16 protein-coding genes are annotated in these 16,368 nt (G+C 70.4%); 5 read left to right on the forward strand and 11 right to left on the reverse strand.

Translation table 11 applies throughout. The annotated features are described in order from the left end of the window. The first annotated feature begins 12 nt into the window (after positions 1 to 12). The 3 genes from ACWDU1_RS05885 to ACWDU1_RS05895 are packed head-to-tail and all read left to right on the forward strand — an operon-like array spanning position 13 to position 2,776. The gene (locus ACWDU1_RS05885) at positions 13 to 648 is read left to right on the forward strand and encodes a precorrin-8X methylmutase (protein WP_449996145.1); all 636 of its coding nucleotides are present in this window, start codon (positions 13 to 15) and stop codon (positions 646 to 648) included. Continuing rightward, on the forward strand, positions 645 to 2,198 hold the full coding sequence (locus ACWDU1_RS05890; protein ID WP_449996146.1) for a precorrin-2 C(20)-methyltransferase: 1,554 nt from the start codon (positions 645 to 647) through the stop codon (positions 2,196 to 2,198). The genes ACWDU1_RS05885 and ACWDU1_RS05890 overlap by 4 nt, the downstream gene beginning before the upstream one ends. 53 nt (positions 2,199 to 2,251) lie before the next feature. Next, complete coding sequence (locus ACWDU1_RS05895; RefSeq protein WP_449996147.1) at positions 2,252 to 2,776, forward strand: PadR family transcriptional regulator; 525 nt, start codon at positions 2,252 to 2,254, stop codon at positions 2,774 to 2,776. A gap of 22 nt (positions 2,777 to 2,798) precedes the next feature. On the opposite strand, the gene ACWDU1_RS05900 is transcribed toward ACWDU1_RS05895, so the two are convergent. The 4 genes from ACWDU1_RS05900 to ACWDU1_RS05915 form a co-directional block, all read right to left on the reverse strand. Continuing rightward, positions 2,799 to 3,548: a cobalt-precorrin-6A reductase gene (locus ACWDU1_RS05900; RefSeq protein ID WP_449996161.1), complete on the reverse strand. Its 750-nt coding sequence runs from the start codon at positions 3,546 to 3,548 to the stop codon at positions 2,799 to 2,801. Then, positions 3,545 to 4,168: a hypothetical protein gene (locus tag ACWDU1_RS05905; RefSeq protein ID WP_449996148.1), complete on the reverse strand. Its 624-nt coding sequence runs from the start codon at positions 4,166 to 4,168 to the stop codon at positions 3,545 to 3,547. Before ACWDU1_RS05905 ends, ACWDU1_RS05900 begins: the two co-directional genes overlap by 4 nt. 139 nt (positions 4,169 to 4,307) lie before the next feature. Then, entirely contained in the window at positions 4,308 to 5,561 is a 1,254-nt protein-coding gene (gene cbiE, locus ACWDU1_RS05910; protein WP_449996149.1) for a precorrin-6y C5,15-methyltransferase (decarboxylating) subunit CbiE, read from the reverse strand. Positions 5,562 to 5,595: 34 nt separating this feature from the next. Beyond that, positions 5,596 to 6,360: an SDR family NAD(P)-dependent oxidoreductase gene (locus ACWDU1_RS05915; protein WP_449996150.1), complete on the reverse strand. Its 765-nt coding sequence runs from the start codon at positions 6,358 to 6,360 to the stop codon at positions 5,596 to 5,598. Between the two features lie 83 nt (positions 6,361 to 6,443). Between ACWDU1_RS05915 and ACWDU1_RS05920 the strand changes: the two genes are divergently transcribed. Continuing rightward, positions 6,444 to 6,848, forward strand: a complete 405-nt coding sequence (locus tag ACWDU1_RS05920; protein WP_449996151.1) for a pyridoxamine 5'-phosphate oxidase family protein — start codon at positions 6,444 to 6,446, stop codon at positions 6,846 to 6,848. Between the two features lie 63 nt (positions 6,849 to 6,911). Here the strand turns inward: ACWDU1_RS05920 and ACWDU1_RS05925 are convergent, their stop codons facing one another. After that, on the reverse strand, positions 6,912 to 8,045 hold the full coding sequence (locus ACWDU1_RS05925; protein WP_449996152.1) for a M24 family metallopeptidase: 1,134 nt from the start codon (positions 8,043 to 8,045) through the stop codon (positions 6,912 to 6,914). Positions 8,046 to 8,115: 70 nt separating this feature from the next. Between ACWDU1_RS05925 and ACWDU1_RS05930 the strand changes: the two genes are divergently transcribed. After that, the gene (locus ACWDU1_RS05930; protein WP_449996153.1) at positions 8,116 to 9,084 is read left to right on the forward strand and encodes a 5'-3' exonuclease; all 969 of its coding nucleotides are present in this window, start codon (positions 8,116 to 8,118) and stop codon (positions 9,082 to 9,084) included. 82 nt (positions 9,085 to 9,166) lie between these two features. Here the strand turns inward: ACWDU1_RS05930 and ACWDU1_RS05935 are convergent, their stop codons facing one another. The 6 genes from ACWDU1_RS05935 to ACWDU1_RS05960 form a co-directional block, all read right to left on the reverse strand. Then, positions 9,167 to 9,937 (reverse strand): DUF4333 domain-containing protein, encoded by a 771-nt coding sequence (locus ACWDU1_RS05935; RefSeq protein ID WP_449996154.1) that lies wholly within the window; start codon positions 9,935 to 9,937, stop codon positions 9,167 to 9,169. A gap of 77 nt (positions 9,938 to 10,014) precedes the next feature. After that, positions 10,015 to 12,717 carry a DEAD/DEAH box helicase gene (locus tag ACWDU1_RS05940; RefSeq protein ID WP_449996155.1) on the reverse strand — a complete coding sequence of 901 codons (2,703 nt, stop codon included), beginning with the start codon at positions 12,715 to 12,717 and terminating at the stop codon, positions 10,015 to 10,017. A gap of 146 nt (positions 12,718 to 12,863) precedes the next feature. After that, entirely contained in the window at positions 12,864 to 13,832 is a 969-nt protein-coding gene (tatC, locus tag ACWDU1_RS05945; RefSeq protein ID WP_449996156.1) for a twin-arginine translocase subunit TatC, read from the reverse strand. Positions 13,833 to 13,936: 104 nt separating this feature from the next. After that, positions 13,937 to 14,188: a Sec-independent protein translocase subunit TatA gene (gene tatA / locus ACWDU1_RS05950; RefSeq protein WP_449996157.1), complete on the reverse strand. Its 252-nt coding sequence runs from the start codon at positions 14,186 to 14,188 to the stop codon at positions 13,937 to 13,939. Positions 14,189 to 14,314: 126 nt separating this feature from the next. Further along, entirely contained in the window at positions 14,315 to 15,298 is a 984-nt protein-coding gene (locus ACWDU1_RS05955) for a helix-turn-helix transcriptional regulator (RefSeq protein WP_449996158.1), read from the reverse strand. Continuing rightward, the gene (locus ACWDU1_RS05960; RefSeq protein WP_449996159.1) at positions 15,295 to 16,290 is read right to left on the reverse strand and encodes a helix-turn-helix transcriptional regulator; all 996 of its coding nucleotides are present in this window, start codon (positions 16,288 to 16,290) and stop codon (positions 15,295 to 15,297) included. Before ACWDU1_RS05960 ends, ACWDU1_RS05955 begins: the two co-directional genes overlap by 4 nt. Between the last annotated feature and the right edge of the window lie 78 nt (positions 16,291 to 16,368).

A 16,368-nucleotide genomic window follows, 5' to 3' on the forward strand; every position in this document is an offset into this window, starting at 1 on the left:
AGGGTGTTGGCCATGCCCGAGACACGCGCCACTTATCTCACCGAGGCGGGTGAGATCTACCGCCGATCGTTCGCGATCATCAGGTCCGAGGCCGAACTGGACCGGTTCCCGGCGGATATCGCGCAGGTGGTGGTGCGGATGATCCACGGCTGCGGCCAGGTGGATCTGGCGGGCGATGTGCTGTTCACCCCGGGCGTGGTCGCGGCGGCGCGTACCGCGCTGCGCGCCGGCGCCCCGATCCTGTGCGATGCCGATATGGTGGCCTCCGGGGTGACCCGTAAGCGACTGCCCGCCGATAACGAGGTGCTCTGCCTACTGCGCGATCCCCGGGTCCCCGACCTGGCAGCCCAGCTGGGCACCACCCGCTCCGCCGCCGCGCTGGAACTGTGGCGCGAGCACCTCGCCGGCGCCGTGGTCGCCATCGGGAACGCGCCCACCGCGCTGTTCCACCTGCTCGACATGATCGCCGCGGGCGCCCCCGCACCGGCCGCCGTACTCGGGATTCCCGTGGGTTTCGTCGGAGCGGTCGAATCGAAGGAAGCGCTCGCGGGCAGCACCGGAATCGAATACCTGACGGTGCGCGGGCGCCGCGGCGGCAGCGCCGTCACCGCGTCGGCCCTCAACGCGATCGCGAGCGAAGAGGAATGAGCGTGCGGACCGGAAAACTCTGGGGCGTCGGGCTGGGCCCGGGCGACCCCGAACTGGTGACGGTCAAAGCCGCGCGGATCATCGCGGCCGCCGATGTCATCGCCTTCCACAGCGCCCGGCACGGCCGCAGCATCTCGCGCGGTATCGCCGAACCGTATATGCGCCCCGGCCAGCTCGAAGAGCATCTGGTCTACCCGGTGACCACCGAGACCACCGAGCATCCGGGCGGATACCAGGGCGCCATCGACGAGTTCTACACCGCGGCAGCCGAACGACTGGCCACCCATCTGGCCGCGGGCCGGTCGGTGGCCCTGCTGGCCGCCGGTGACCCGCTGTTCTACAGCTCCTATATGCATATGCACCGCCGCCTGGCCGACCGGTTCGAGGCGGAGATCATCCCCGGTATCACCTCGGTGAGCGGCGCCTCGGCCGCGCTGGGCACGCCGCTGGTCGAGGGCGATCAGGTGCTGACGATCCTGCCGGGCACCATGCCCGCCGCGGAACTGACCCGCAGGCTGGCCGACAGCGATGCCGCCGCGATCATGAAACTCGGCCGCACCTATCCCACGGTGCGCAAGGCGCTGGCCGATTCCGGCCGGCTCGATCGCGCCTACTACGTGGAACGGGCCAGTACCGGCCGGGAACGTGTGCTACCCGCCGGTGAGGTGGACGAATCCCAGGTCCCGTATTTCGCCATCACCCTCGTCCCCGGGCCGGAACCGACGACCGCGCTGCCGGCCGGACGCCGCGGCGCCACCGCCGATTCCGGTGACGCCGCCGAGCACCGGGCCGAGCCGGACGCCGGCGAGGTCGTGGTGGTGGGGCTCGGCCCGGGCGATACCGCGTGGACCACGCCCGAAGTGGGCGCCGCCCTCGCGAACGCCACCGATCTGGTCGGATACACGACCTATATGGACCGGGTGCCCGTACGTGGCGGCCAGCACCGGCACGCCAGCGACAACCGGGTCGAATCCGAACGCGCCGCCATGGCGCTGGATCTCGCCCGGCGCGGCGGACGGGTGGTGGTCGTGTCATCCGGCGACCCCGGCGTTTTCGCGATGGCGTCCGCGGTACTCGAGGAATCCGCGGACCCGCAGTGGGCCGGGGTGCCGGTCCGGGTACTGCCGGGAGTGACCGCGGCCAACGCGGTCGCCAGCCGGGTCGGCGCGCCGCTGGGCCACGACTACGCCACGATCTCGCTGTCGGACCGGCTCAAACCCTGGGAGGTGGTGGCCCGGCGGCTGTCCGCGGTGGCGGCGGCGGATATGGCCATCGCGATCTACAACCCGGCCTCGAGCCGGCGCACCTGGCAGGTCGGGGCCATGAAGGAACTGCTGCTCGAACACCGTGATCCGGCGACGCCGGTGGTGCTGGGCCGCGATGTGGGCGGACCGTCGGAAACGGTGCGGGTGGTCCGCCTGGGTGACCTCGAGCCCGCCGAGGTCGATATGCGCACGCTGCTGATCATCGGCGCCTCCACGACCGCGGTGGTCGACGGCGACGGGAGTGCCGCCCCCCGGGTGTACACGGCAAGGCGCTATCACACCTGATCCCGCATCCGATAGCATTCCACTATGGAATACCGTCGGTGAAAGGAGACGTGGTGAACGCCACAACGAAGCGGTCGCTGAACTCCACGGCCGCCTCACTGCTGGGGTTCCTGCACGAGGGACCCATGTCGGGCTGGGATCTGGTGGCACTGGCGCAGGAACGGATCGGGGATTTCTGGACCGTCACCCAGAGCCAGGTCTACCGCGAACTCGCCGCCATGGACACTGCGGGTCTGGTGGTCAAGGGTGAAGCGGGCGCCCGGGACCGCACCCCGTACCGGATCACCGAGGCGGGTCGCGCGGAGTTCGCCGACTGGATCGCCCGCGATCCCGGCGCCGAGACGATCCGGTTCCCGCTGCTGCTCACGCTACATTTCGGCGGCCATCTCGACCGGGAACACCTGGCCTCGATCATCGACAACGGGCGTAAGGTCCATCAGGAACGCCTGGACCGTTACCGCGCCGAGGACCCGGCCTGCCTCTCCCCGCATTCCCGGGCCACGCTCGAATTCGGGATCGGCTACGAACGGGCCGTCCTGGACTGGTTCGACCGGCTCCCGGAGTTGCTGGCCGGATGAGATGACCGGTATCCGGCACCGGTCACGGGAAGGCACCCCGGAACTCCGAGATCCAGCGGTGCGCCGCGGATACGGAGCCGACCACGGCCATATCCGGCGGCACCGGCGGCCGGTCGATCATCACCACCGGTAGCGCGGCGTCCCGGGCGGCGACGAGCTTGGCCGCGGTGGCCGGGCCACCGCTGTTCTTGGTCACCACGACCTCGATCCGGTGCCGCGCCAGCAGGGCGGCTTCGTCCGCCACGGTGAAAGGCCCCCGCGCGAGCAGTAATTCGTGTCGCGGCGGCAACTCGGCCTCGGGCGGGTCGATGGCCCGGATCAGGTACCAGGGCCGCGGATACCCGGCGAAGGCGCCCAGTTCCTGCCGGCCCACCGTGAGCAGGATCCGGCCGCCCAGCGCGGCCGCACGCGCGGCGGCGGTGGCCGTATCCGGAACCGGATGCCAGCGGTCGCCCGGTTCGGCGGTCCAGCCGGGGCGCTGCAGCCGCAGCACGGGCAGCCCCAGCCGGGCGCAGGCCAGCGCGGCATGTGCGGTCATGGTCGCGGCGAAGGGGTGGGTGGCATCGACGACCAGCTGGATACGGTTGTCCGCCAGCCAGGTCCGCAAACCGTCGACACCGCCGAACCCGCCGATCCGCACCGCACCGGGCGGACGGGCGGGTTCGGACACCCGGCCGGCGAGCGAGGACACGAGCTCGTGGCCCGGCTCGCCGGTCAGGAGGTGGGCGAGTTCCCGGGCTTCGCCGGTCCCGCCCAGCAGCAGAATTCTCAGGGCTGGCCGCTGAAGTAGGCGATGGCCGAATCCAGCAGGGGCGGGCCACCGGCCACCGCGAGACCGATACCGGCGCCGATGATGGCGCCCGGGATCAGGCCCACACCCAGGAACAGGAACCCGACCGCGGCACCGATCGCCGCGCCCACCGCGGCGCCCAGCGAGGCGGCCTGCAGTTCGCTCATGAACCACTGCTGCGCGCCGATGAACTGCGCCTGCGCGGGCGCTCCGGCGACCGGGGTGGCCCGCGGGGTGAGGGTCAGGCGGCTGTTGCCTTCGTCGATCTTCGCGGCGACGGTGACGATCTGGTCGCCGGACCGCTGGTCCAGCGGGATGGTGGTGAGCCGCTCCCCGGCCGCGTTGGTCAGGACCACCTCGTTCTTGCCGGAGTCCAGGCTGAAGGCGCCCCCGGTAACGGTGGTGACCACCGACTTCCCGGCGTCGGCCAGGGCCAGCCGGTAGTCGACACCGCGGTCCTGCCCGCTGACCTCCGGAACCGCGTTCTCCTGCTGTCCGGCGGCGGGCGCCGCGGGGGCGGGAGCGGCGTATCCGGTGCCGGCGGCGATACCGGTGGCCGCGGCGGCCATGATCGCGGTCGCGGCGAACTTCTTGTATCTCACAATCGATCTCCCCGTTGCGCGCGGGCCCGGTGACCCACGCTCGGAACATCGGTGACCTTACTACCGCTGCCCGATTCGTCCATTCGTGTTGTCACACTCGAGAAGGGCCGGGGCAGTGCACATCACACTCCGCCGCCCGCTACGACCGGCCGTTCTTCACCACCGACCACTGGGTCACCGGCAGCTGGGGCCGCCAGGTGGTGAACCGGCCGAGGGGCTCACCCCGGTACACCTGGAAACGGCGCAATCCACCCCCGTACGCGCCCGCCCATTCCAGCAGCAGCGCCTCCGATTCGGCGGTGACCGCGTTGGCGACCAGACGTCCGCCCGCCGGCAGCCGCGACCAGCACAGGTCGAAGAGGCCGGGCGTGGTGAGCCCACCGCCCAGGAAGACGGCGGCGGGCGCCGGCAGCGCCGCGTCCGCGCGGATCGCGTCGATCGCCTCCGCCCGGATATCGATATCCGGCACTCCCAGCGCGGCGGCATTGGTGGTGATCTGCGCACGGCGCGCCGGCAGGGTTTCGAAGGACAGCGCCCGGCACGACGAATCGGTCCGGCACCATTCGATGGCGATGGTGCCCGACCCGCCACCGATATCCCACAGCGTCTCCCCGGGCGCGGGCGCCAGCGCCGCGAGCGTGAGCGCGCGGACCTCGGACTTGGTGAGCTGCCCGTCACCGGCGTAGACGGAATCGGGCAAGCCCGGAAGCCGGGTCAATCGGGTGGTCCCGGAATCGGCCGCCACCGTGAGGGCGACGATATTGAGCGGATCGCCCGGCTGCCGGTCCCACCGGTCGGCCGTCCCGGAGACGATCCGCTCCGCGGGACCGCCCAGTTGTTCCAGCACACTCACCCGCGTTGCCCCGAATCCGTTGCCCCGCAACAGGTCCGCCACTTCTCCGGGAGTCGCCGCGTCCGCGCTCAGTACGAGAATCCGGCGGCCCTCGGTGAGCTCCGGAAGCAGCCGCCGGACCGGCCGGCCGACCGCGCTCACCACACACACCTCCGGTAGCGGCCAGCCCAGCCGCGCGCATGCCAGCGACGCCGAGGACGGCTGCGGCAGCACCCGCAGCGCCTCCGGTCCCACCAACCGCGCCAGGGTGGTGCCGATGCCGTAGAACATCGGATCGCCGCTGGCCAGCACCCCCAGCGCGAGATCGCGCCGATCGGCCAGCAGTCCGGGCAACGCGGGCAGCAGCGGCGACGGCCACGGATCGCGGCGGGCGGTCACCTCGGACGGCAGCAGAGCGAGCTGCCGGGACGACCCCAGCACCACCTCGCAGTCGCGCAGAACGGTTCGCGCGGTCTCGGGCAGGCCCGCCCAGCCGTCGGCACCGATCCCCACCACCGCTATCCGCGGCCCGGCCCAGTCGAGCACAGGGCCGGTGTTCACCCCCGCCACCCCGGGGCCGGCCACCCGCGACCGCTCACCGCGGCATCCGCCGCCAGATCGCCTGGGGCAGGAGCCGCATCCCGAAGAAGATCGGGCGCAGGATCCCCGGAATCCACACCCGGCCGGACCGGCGTCCCAGCGCGGTCACCACCGCGGCGGCCACCTGGTCGGGAGTGCTGGAGAACGGGGCCGGAGTCATCCCCTCGGTCATGGCGCCGACCACGAAACCCGGTCGCGCCAGCAGCAGATGCACGCCGCTGCCGTGCAGCGCGTCGGCGAGTCCGGAGGCGAAACCGTCGAGGCCCGCCTTGGCCGAGCCGTAGACGTAGTTGGCGCGCCTGACCCGGACGCCCGCCACCGAGGAGAAGACGACGAGCTGACCGCTGCCCTGTGCCCGCAACTCCGCGGCCAGCACGGTCAGCACGCTGACCTGCGCGGTGTAATCGGTGTGCAGAACCGCCAGCGCGTGGGCCGGATCGGTTTCGGCGCGGGCCTGATCGCCCAGGACACCGAAGGCCAGGACGGCGACCCCGACCGGGCCGTAGTCGGCGACGATCTTGGCCAGCAGGGCGGGATGGCTCGCGGTGTCGTCGGCGTCGAACTCCACCGGATGCACCGCGGTGGCCCCGGCGGCCGTGAGCGCCGCCGTCTCGGTGTCCAGGTCTTCGCACCGCCGGGCGGCCAGCACCACCGCCCGTCCCGGTGCCAGCCGCAGCGCGACCTGCAACCCGATCTCGCTGCGTCCGCCCAGCACCAGCACTGTGCCCGGGTCGATCCCTCGTGTACGACGCACAACCATGCGCTCAGTCTGTCATCCGCGGGGACCGGCGGACCGAACCGGGAGACATCGGCGCCCCGCGTCGCGACGGCTACGGTCTGATCATGGCACCGCATACAGTCGATCTCTCGCCCGCCGCCCTGGAATTCCTGAGCGAACGGCATCTGGCCATGCTCACCACCCTGCGGGCCGACGGCACCCCGCATGTGGTCCCGGTGGGTTTCACCTGGGACCCCGACGCGGGCCTGGTCCGGGTGATCACCGGTGGCGGCTCGGTGAAGGCACACAACGCCCGGCGCGGGGGTTACGCCGCCGTCGGCCAGGTCGACGGACGGCGCTGGCTCACCCTGGAGGGCCCCGCTTCGGTCCGCGACGACCCGGCCGAGGTCCGGGAGGCCGAACGCCGCTACGCGCTGCGGTACCGGGTCCCCCGCGAGAACCCGGCCCGGGTGGTGGTGGTCATCGAGGTGGCGCGGGTGCTGTGCGGGGTCGCGCTGCGCGACGCCTGAGCGGGCTCGGAACCCGCTGCTGCGGCGCTACCAGGGCGTTCGGCGCAGACCGTGCGGCGACGGTCAGGCAGGCAGCACGGTGAGTCCGTGCGGGCGCCGGTTCACCGATTCGCAGCCGTCCTCGGTGACGACCACGATGTCCTCGATGCGGGCGCCCCATTCGCCGGGGAAATAGATTCCGGGCTCGATGCTGAAGGCCATTCCGGGCCGCAGTTCCAGTTCGTTGCCGGCGACGATATAGGGCTCCTCGTGCACCGAGAGCCCGATCCCGTGACCGGTCCGGTGTACGAACGCCGGGCCGAACCCGGCCGCCTCCAGCGGCTGCCGGGCCGCCGCGTCCACGGCGGAGGCCGTGCTGCCGGGCCGGACGGCCGCCACGGCGGCCGCCTGCGCCCGCTCCAGTTCACCGATGCGGGCCGCGATCTCGGGCGCCGGTTCGCCGAGTACGTAGGTGCGGGTGGAATCGGAGTAATAGCCCGGGTCCACCGGCCCGCCGATATCCACGACCACCACATCACCGGCCTCGATCCGCCGGTCGGACACCTCGTGGTGCGGGCTGGCACCGTTGGGACCGCTGCCGACGATCACGAACGCGGCCTCGGTATGACCCTCCGCGACGAGCGCCGCCTCGATATCCCGGCCCACCTCGGCCTCGGTGCGCCCGACTCGCAGGAATTCCTCCATCCGGGCATGCACCCGGTCGATGGCCGCGCCCGCACGCCGCAACGCCTCGATCTCGGCCACATCCTTGATCATGCGCAGTTCGCGCAGCACCGGGGTCGCCGAGACCGGCAGCCCGCTGAAAGTGCGCGCCAGCGGCAGCAGATGCAGGGCCGGCATGGCGTCGGCGACCGCCACCCGCGACCCGATATGCAGCGACGACTGCACGAGTTCGTAGGGGTCCACGCCGTCGACCCAGTCCAGGACCCGCAACCCCAGATCGTCCACGGCCGATTCGGCCAGACCCGCGAGTTCCAGCTTCGGGACCACCACCGACGGAGTGGCCTTGTCGGAGGTGATCACCAGACAGGTCAGCCGTTCGAAGGATTGCGCCGCCGAACCGATGAGATACCGCAGGTCGGGGCCCGGAGTGATGAGCAGTGCGTCCAGATGCGCGGCGTGCAGCAGTTGCACCGCCCGATCCAGCCGTTCCCCGTAGACCTCCGCCGCGAACCGTGACTCCGTGTGCGCGCTCATGATCTCGAACTTACCCCGCGTCCGGGGACGGCACGCGGGATCGTCGGTGCCGCCCGGTAGATTCCGGCAGGTGACTACGACCGAATCCGACCCGCGTCCCTTACTGCTGCTGGACGGAGCGAGTCTGTGGTTCCGGGCCTTCCACGCGATTCCGGACAAGATCACCGCCCCCGACGGCCGCTCGGTGAACGCCCTGCGCGGCTTCACCGATATGGTCGCCTCGCTCATCACCCGCCATCGCCCCGCCCGGCTGGTGGTCTGCCTCGACCTGGATTGGCGGCCGCGGTTCCGCGTCGAACTGGTACCCACCTACAAGGCCCATCGGCTCGATACCGCCGCCGGTGCCGAACCGGGATCCGAAGTCGTACCCGACCGGCTCACCCCCCAGGTCGAGATGATCCTCGAGGTGCTGGCGGCCGCCGGGATCGCCACCGGCGGCGCCGAGGGGCTCGAGGCCGACGACGTACTCGGGACCCTGGCCTCCACCGAACGCACCGACCCGGTGGTCGTGGTCAGCGGCGACCGGGATCTGCTGCAACTGGTACGCGATACCCCGGCACCGCCGGTCCGGGTGCTGTACGCGGGACGCGGCCTGGCCAAGGCCGAACTGTTCGGGCCGGCCGAACTCGCCGCGAAATACGGTGTTCCGCAGGAGAACGCCGGTCCCGCCTATGCGGATATGGCGACGCTACGCGGCGATTCCTCCGACGGGCTCCCCGGAGCCGCCGGGATCGGCGAGAAATCCGCGGCCACGCTGATCAGCCGTTTCGGCAGCCTCGAGGCGCTGCGTGCGGCGGTCGAGGACCCCGATGCCGATCTGGCGCAGGGCATGCGCGCCAAGCTGCGGGCCGCCGCGGACTATCTGGACGCCGCCGCGCCGGTGGTCCGGGTGGTCCGCGACGCGGACGTCATCCTGTCACGGCCCGATATCCTGCACCCCATCCCCGCCGATGCCGACGCGCTGGCCGAACTGGCGACGCGGTACAACGCGGAAAGCCCGGTCCAGCGCCTGATCACCGCGCTCGCGTCCGGATCCTGAGCCGGACTCCCGGCCCGCGATACAGCGGAACCCGCCGGGGGCACCTCCCGGCGGGTTCTCGGTGAGTTCTCGGTGGGACGGATCAGCTGGGACGGCCGACCTCGTAGGTCCCGTCCTCCTTGGTGATCTTGATATTGACCTTCTTGGCCTCGCCGCCGACCTTCAGATCGCAGGTGAACGTCGCGTCCACCGCGACATCCTGACCGGACGGGCACTGGACGTCCTTGACGTCCTCGATCCCGTAGGACTCCTCGAGTACCTTCGCGACCCCGTCCTGCACGGCGGCCTGATCGAGCTGATCGGTACTGGTGAGCAGCAGGATCACCCCGACCACGGCACCGACGACCACCACGGCCAGCAGGCCGAGCCCGATGAACAGGCCGGTCTTCTTACCACCGCCACCGGAGGTCTGGGGCTGCCCGCCCCACTGCTGCTGCGGCTGCTGCCCCCACTGTCCCTGTGGCTGCTGCCCCCACTGCTGCTGGTTCGGATCCGCCCACTGCTGCTGCGGCTGCTGCTGATTGGGATCGGCCCACTGTTGCTGCGGCTGCTGCCCCCACTGCTGCTGATTCGGATCGCCCCACTGCTGCGGCTGCGCCTGCTCGGGCTGCGGCTGCGGCTGGCTCCACTGTTGCTGCTGCGGTGGCTGCTGGCCCCACTGCTGCTGGTTCGGGTCGCCCCACTGCTGGGTGGCCTGCGCCTGCTGCGGATCATGCACCGGGGGCTGCGAGGGCTGCTGGCTCCCCCACTGCGGCGCCGCGCCGGGCGGCTGCTGCCCGCCCCAGACCTGGGTGGGATCGTTACGTCCCTCCCCCGTACCCGGGGCGTCGTTCGGTCCGTACGGCCCGCTCATCTGGTTGCCTCCACTCGCATCGTCAAACACACGGTAGCCCCCCGCGTGCGGTTGAAATCAAATCACAATCGATGGTCTCACGCTGCGTCCACCGCGACGACACCACGGCGAATCGCCCGCACCGCCTTCGCCGCGGTGGCGGCGACCTCCGTATCGTCGGCGGTGCCGTGGATCTGATCGAGCAGGTCGATGACCTGCCGGCACCAGCGCACGAAATCGCCCGCCGACAGCGGCGTGCCCTGATCTCCGCTGGCCAGCAATGAATCCGCGAGCGCGTCACCGCGGGCCCATTTGTAAATACCGTCCACGAAACCCAGATCGGGTTCACGGCTCGGCGCCAGCCGGTGTTCGGCCTCGTCGTTGCGCAACCGTGACCACTGCGCGAGAGTGTCGGCCACCGCCCGCCGGATCGGGGCGGTGGGCCCGGTGGCGCCGAGATAACCGCCCTCCGAACGGGATTCGAAGACCAGAATCGAGACCACGGCGGCCAGCTCCGCGGGACCGAGCCCGCGCCACAGCCCCTGGCGCAGGCATTCGGCCACCAGCAGATCGCTTTCCGCGTAGATCCGCGCGAGGCGGCGGCCGTCGGCGGTCACCTCCCCGGCCCGCACGAACCCGCGCTCCTCGAGCAGCCCGACGATCCGGTCGAAGGTGCGGGCCAGCGAATTCGTGGTCGTCGCGACCTTCTGCCGCATCGCCTCGGTCTCCCGGCTCACCCGGTTGTAGCGCTCGCCCACCCGGGCCAGCTGTTCGCGATCGGGCCGGGAATGGGCGGGATGGGCCCGCAGCGTACGCCGCAGGGTCTCCAGTTCGGCGTCGTCGGACCCCGCGGCACGTCTGTCCCGCCGGGGCCGGTGCGGCGCGCTGATCCCGGTACTGCGCAGCGCCGAGGCCAGATCGCGACGCGTCCGGGCGGTGCGATGGTCGACCCGCCGGGGCAGCCGCATCCGGCCCAGCGGCTGCGCGGGCACCGGGAAATCGGCCACCGAGACCCGCCCCGCCCATTTGTCCTCGGTGAGCACCAGGGGGCGCGGATCGCCGGGGGTCGCGTCGGGTTCCAGGATCACCGCGAGACCGGCCCGCCGGCCCGCCCCGATGGCCACCACATCACCCCGGCGCAATTCGGTGAGCGCGGCCACCGACGCGGTCCGCCGATCGGTGCGGGTCTGCTGGTTGAGCCGGCGTTCCCGCTGCTTGATTCGTTCGCGCAACCGGAAGTACTCGAGGAAATCTCCGTCCTCGCCGCCGAGTTGCGTGGCGAGTTTGCGCAGCTGACCCTCGTTGCGTTCGATCCCCCGGACCAGGCCCACCACCGACCGGTCGGCCTGGAACTGGGCGAAGGACCGCTCCAGCAGCAGCCGGGCCTCCTCGGCACCGAGCCGGTCGATCAGGTTGATCGACATGTTGTATCCGGGCTTGAAGGAACTGCGCAGCGGATAGGTCCGGGTGGAGGCGAGTCCGGCGACCGCGCTGGTATCGACCTCGGGCTGCCACAGCACCACCGCATGGCCCTCCACGTCGATCCCGCGCCGCCCGGCGCGCCCGGTCAGCTGCGTGTACTCCCCCGGGGTCAGCTCGGCGTGGGTTTCGCCGTTGAATTTCACCAGCCGTTCCAGCACCACCGTGCGGGCCGGCATATTGATCCCCAGCGCCAGCGTCTCGGTGGCGAACACGGCCCGTACCAGGCCCTTGACGAACAATTCCTCGACCGTGTGCCGGAACGCGGGCAGCATCCCGGCGTGATGCGCGGCCAGCCCGCGGTAGAGCGCCTCGCGCCATTCCCAGTACCCCAGCACCTCGAGATCCGACCGCGGCAGTTCGCCGGTGTGCTTCTCGATGATCGCGTCGACCACGGCCGGGTCGGTTCCGGCGTTGAGATCGAGACCGGATCGCAGGCACTGCGCGAGGGCGCCGTCACAGCCGGCGCGGCTGAAGACGAAGGTGATGGCGGGCAGCAGCCCCTCCTCGTCGAGCCGGGCCAGCACCTCCGGGCGCGGCAGCGGGCGGAAGAAGCGTCGCGGGCCGCCGCGACCGCGCGGGCCGCCGCCCCAGCCGTCCATCCGGTCGTGGGCCTCCCGCTGTTTGATGTAGCGGACCAGATCGGAATCGACGAGCACCCGCTGATCGGAGGATTCGCTGTCGAACAGGTCGAACATCCGCCGCCCGACCATCACGTGCTGCCACAGCGGTACCGGACGGGTCTCGTCCACCACCACGGTCGTATTACCGCGCACGGTCTCCATCCAGGCGCCGAACTCCTCGGCATTGGACACCGTCGCCGACAGGCTCACCAGCCGCACCTCCGGCGGCAGATGCAGGATCACCTCTTCCCATACCGCGCCGCGGAACCGGTCGGCCAGGTAGTGCACCTCGTCCATCACCACATGCGAGAGGCCGCGCAACGCATCGGAGGAGGCGTAGATCATGTTCCGCAGTACCTCGGTGGTCATCACCACCACCGGGGCATCGGCATTGATCGACTGATCTCCGGTGAGCAGACCCACGTGTTCCCGGCCGTAGCGCGCGGTGAGATCGGCGAACTTCTGGTTCGACAGCGCCTTGATGGGGGTGGTGTAGAAGCATTTCCCGCCGGAGACCAGGGCCAGATGTACCGCGAACTCCCCCACCACCGTCTTGCCCGCCCCGGTGGGAGCGCAGACCAGCACTCCGTGCCCCTCCTCGAGGGCGGTACAGGCATGGCGCTGGAAAGGGTCCAGCTCGAATGTCAGCTGGGAAGCGAACCGGGACAGTTCGGCGGTCAGCGACGCGTTCGATGTCACGAGTCCGAGACTAATCGAGGATTCCGACACCGGTCGCCCGGATTACGGTGCCACCGCCCGCACCGCCGAGCCCGCGGGCATCCGGCAGAACCGGGCACGGCAGCACCGGGCGCCGCGAGTGACCTCCCATACCGGCCCGGGACGGATCAGAGCGTGTCGGAATAGTCCGAGGCCGGGCGCTCGGTAGCGCGCGGCGCGGGCACCGGGTCCGCACCGCCGATAGGACCGGCGGCATCCACCGAAGTAGGTGAGTCGATGCGGGAGGCCTGCTCGTCGTCGAGCGAGCCGAGATCCTGCTCCGCGCGCACGGCCCGGCGCCTGTCGTTGAACCGGGCGAACTGCACCGCCACCTCGAACAGCACCGTGAGGGCCAACGCCAGCGCCAGCATGGAGAACGGATCCTGCGGCGTGACGATCGCCGCGAAGACGAACAACCCGAAAATGATGCCGCGACGCCAGGCCTTCAGCCGCTCGTAGGTCAGTACGCCGATCAGATTGAGCCCGATGATCAGCAGCGGCGTCTCGAAGCTGACACCGAAGATGATCAGCAACTGAATGATGAAACTGAAGTACTGCGAACCGCTCAACGCGGTGATCTGCACATTGTCACCGATGCTGAGCAGAAAGCTCAGCGCGTGGGCGATCACCCAGTAGGCCAGCACCGCGCCCGCGACGAACAGCACCGACCCCGACACCACGAAGCCGACCGCGTACTTCCGTTCCTTCGGGTACAGACCCGGGGTGATGAACGCCCACAGCTGGTACAGCCAGACCGGGCAGGCCATCACCACACCGGCGGTGAGACCGACCTTCAACCGCAGCATGAACTGCTCGAACGGCGCGGTCGCGAGCAACCGGCACGCACCGTCCGGCGAAAGCGTCGCGCGCGCCGAGGCGGGCAGATCACAGTACGGCCCACGCAGGATCTCACCGAGGCTCTCGATCCCCAGGAACGAATGCGCGTACCACAGGAAACCCACGAGGGTGGTCACGACAATGGCCGCCAGCGAGATCAGCAGCCGGGTGCGCAGCTCCCGCAGATGCTCGACCAGCGACATCGTGCCATCGGGATTGGTCCGGCGTTTGCTGCGCCGGGGGTCGAACGGAATTCGCATGGTATGTGGTTGCCCTCGTGTCAGCGTGCCTCAACGCCCGACGGCAGCGCCGGGCCGACAGCCCTCATCGCGGGCCCGGTTTCCCGGGCCCGGCGACAGCGGACTCAGAGCGTTTTCGACTCGCTCCGGGTCTCCGTGGCCGAGGCGCCCGCCTCACGGCCCGACGGCAGTTCCGGGGCGGGCTTCGCGACAGTGCCCTCGGACTTGCCGTCGTTGTGCATCTCGCTCACCTCGCTCTTGAAGATCCGCAGCGACCGGCCGAGACTGCGGGCCGCGTCGGGCATCCGCTTCGCGCCGAAGAACACCACGAACAGCGCCGCGATGATCAGCCAGTGCCAGATGCTCAGACTGCCCATTGTGGTTACCTCCCAAGACTGTGGTGCTGTCGATGCTACCTGGCGCAACAGCGGGACCGAACACAACCGCAGGCAAGTGCCCTCAGGTCGAACCGCCGGTTAACCGCGGGCGATCGTCACACGACCTCAGGGCACCGGATCCAGGCCGGCCGCGCGGTAGGCGGCCAGGGCGGCGTCGGAGCGTTCGCGGACCGCCGCCACCAGTTCCGGTGGGCCCAGCACCGTGACACCCGACCCGAAGCCGAGCACCAGCCGGGCCATCCAGTCCAGTGTGGCGAACCGCATGGTCGCCTCCAGACCGCCGTCCGGATGCACCGCCACCCGGTGCATCGGATACTGATCGAGCACCCAGCCGTAATCGGCCGCCACCAGCAGCCGGGCCAGCGGAATACCGGGATCCTCCTGGAACAGGTCGAGCCCGGCGTCGGTATCGCGGGCCTCGTGCGGCGGGCGCGCCGGCTCGTCGAGTTCCTCCGCCGATTCGATCCGGTCGAACCGGAACAAACGCACGCCCTCGGCCTCCCGGCACCAGCCCTGCAGATAACTGTTGTCGTCCACCGCGACGATCCGGATCGGATCGACCACCCGCGTCGACACCACGTCGCGGCTGGCCGAGTAGTACTCCAGCCGCAACGCACGGCCACCGGCCACCGCGGACCGGACCGTCGTCACCGCGGGCGCCTCGGGCGGGCCGTAGCCCGGATCCTCCGCCACGCCGGAACCCGGCCCCGCGGCCCCCGAGATCGCGGCCTCCAATTTCGCGATCGCCGAATGCGCCGCGGTCGGATCCACCATCCCGGGCAGATCCACGATCGAACGCAGCGCCACCAGCACCGCGGTCGCCTCGATAGAGGTCAACCGCAGCGGGCGCTCGATACCGGCGGTGAACGTCACCTGCACGCTCTCCTCCGAGAACGACAGATCGATCAGGTCGCCCGGCCCGTACCCGGGCAGCCCGCACATCCACAGTTGATTCAGATCCGCCATCAACTGTTTGGTGGTGACCCCCAGATCGGCCGCCGCCTCCGCCGCGCTGATCCCGGGATTCGCCACGAAATACGGCACCATGTTCAGCAGGCGCGACAACCGCGCCGACAACCGCGTGCTCACAACACCACCTCGGTCCGGTCCATCACCGACCGCAGCCGTGCCATCACATCCGCGCGCAACTCCGCCGGTTCCAGCACCAGCGCATCCGCACCCAGCCCGGTGATCAACCGCGCCAGCCAATGCTGCGACCGGATCGGTACCTCCACCACACTGCCCGGACGCCCACCCACGACCCTGCTGTCCACGACCTCACCCAGCCGCCGCAGATCCCGGCCCCGGCCCTGCGCCACCCAGATCGTCGCCGACCCGGTGATCGGCGCCGACCCGGTCACCCGCGACACGATCTCACGCAGATCCGTCCCCGCCGGCGCCCGCACCGCGTTGCGCGGACCGTACGGACTGATCTCCTCCCCGATCCGCGACAACCGGAACGTCCGCACCGCGTCCCGGTCCCGGTCGTGCCCCACCAGATACCAGCGCCCCCGCAACGTCACCACACCCCACGGCTCCACATCACGCATCAGAAAGGGAGCGTTGCTCGCCCCCCGATGCTCGAACCGCACCGCCTGACCGGCATCGATGGCCGCGAGCAACTTCCCCAGCACCGGCTCCGACCCCCGCGTCCGAGCCGGAACGGCCGGAATCGCGGCGAAGGCGGTATCGGTCTCCACATGCACCCCCGCGGCCCGCAACTTCAGCAACGCCCCCGCGGCCGCCGCCGCCAGCTCCGGCGACTCCCACATCTGCAGCGCGACCGCCACCGCCGCCGACTCCTCACTGGTCAGATCGATATCCGGTAGCTCATAGGCATCCCGGTTGATGCGGTACCCCTCGACGGTGGAGAACTGCCCCGACGGACCCACCTCGAGCGGAATACCCAGATCCCGGAGCTCGTTCTTGTCCCGCTCGAACATCCGGCTGAACGCCTCGTCGCTGGCACAGTCCTCATAGCCCGCGACACTCTCCCGGATCCGCTCCGCGGTCAGGAACTGCCGGGTCGACAACAGCGCGATGACCAGATTCATCAGCCGCTCGACCTTGGATATCGCCACCCGAACAGGGTAATGCAGGGATATTGGAGCGGCTCCGCCGCTCGAGGGTGGGGCCCTATTAACCCGGTTCTTCACTCC

It is taken from the genome of Nocardia sp. NPDC003345 (assembly GCF_053589395.1).

What these genes read in the sequence shown, in the direction of transcription:
- ACWDU1_RS05885 (WP_449996145.1), top strand. Translation starts at nt 13, where the DNA reads ATGCCCGAGACACGCGCCACTTATCTCACCGAGGCGGGTGAGATCTAC.
- ACWDU1_RS05890 (WP_449996146.1), top strand. Translation starts at nt 645, where the DNA reads ATGAGCGTGCGGACCGGAAAACTCTGGGGCGTCGGGCTGGGCCCGGGC.
- ACWDU1_RS05915 (WP_449996150.1), bottom strand. Translation starts at nt 6,360, where the DNA reads ATGGTTGTGCGTCGTACACGAGGGATCGACCCGGGCACAGTGCTGGTG.
- ACWDU1_RS05920 (WP_449996151.1), top strand. Translation starts at nt 6,444, where the DNA reads ATGGCACCGCATACAGTCGATCTCTCGCCCGCCGCCCTGGAATTCCTG.
- ACWDU1_RS05925 (WP_449996152.1), bottom strand. Translation starts at nt 8,045, where the DNA reads ATGAGCGCGCACACGGAGTCACGGTTCGCGGCGGAGGTCTACGGGGAA.
- ACWDU1_RS05935 (WP_449996154.1), bottom strand. Translation starts at nt 9,937, where the DNA reads ATGAGCGGGCCGTACGGACCGAACGACGCCCCGGGTACGGGGGAGGGA.
- tatC (WP_449996156.1), bottom strand. Translation starts at nt 13,832, where the DNA reads ATGCGAATTCCGTTCGACCCCCGGCGCAGCAAACGCCGGACCAATCCC.
- tatA (WP_449996157.1), bottom strand. Translation starts at nt 14,188, where the DNA reads ATGGGCAGTCTGAGCATCTGGCACTGGCTGATCATCGCGGCGCTGTTC.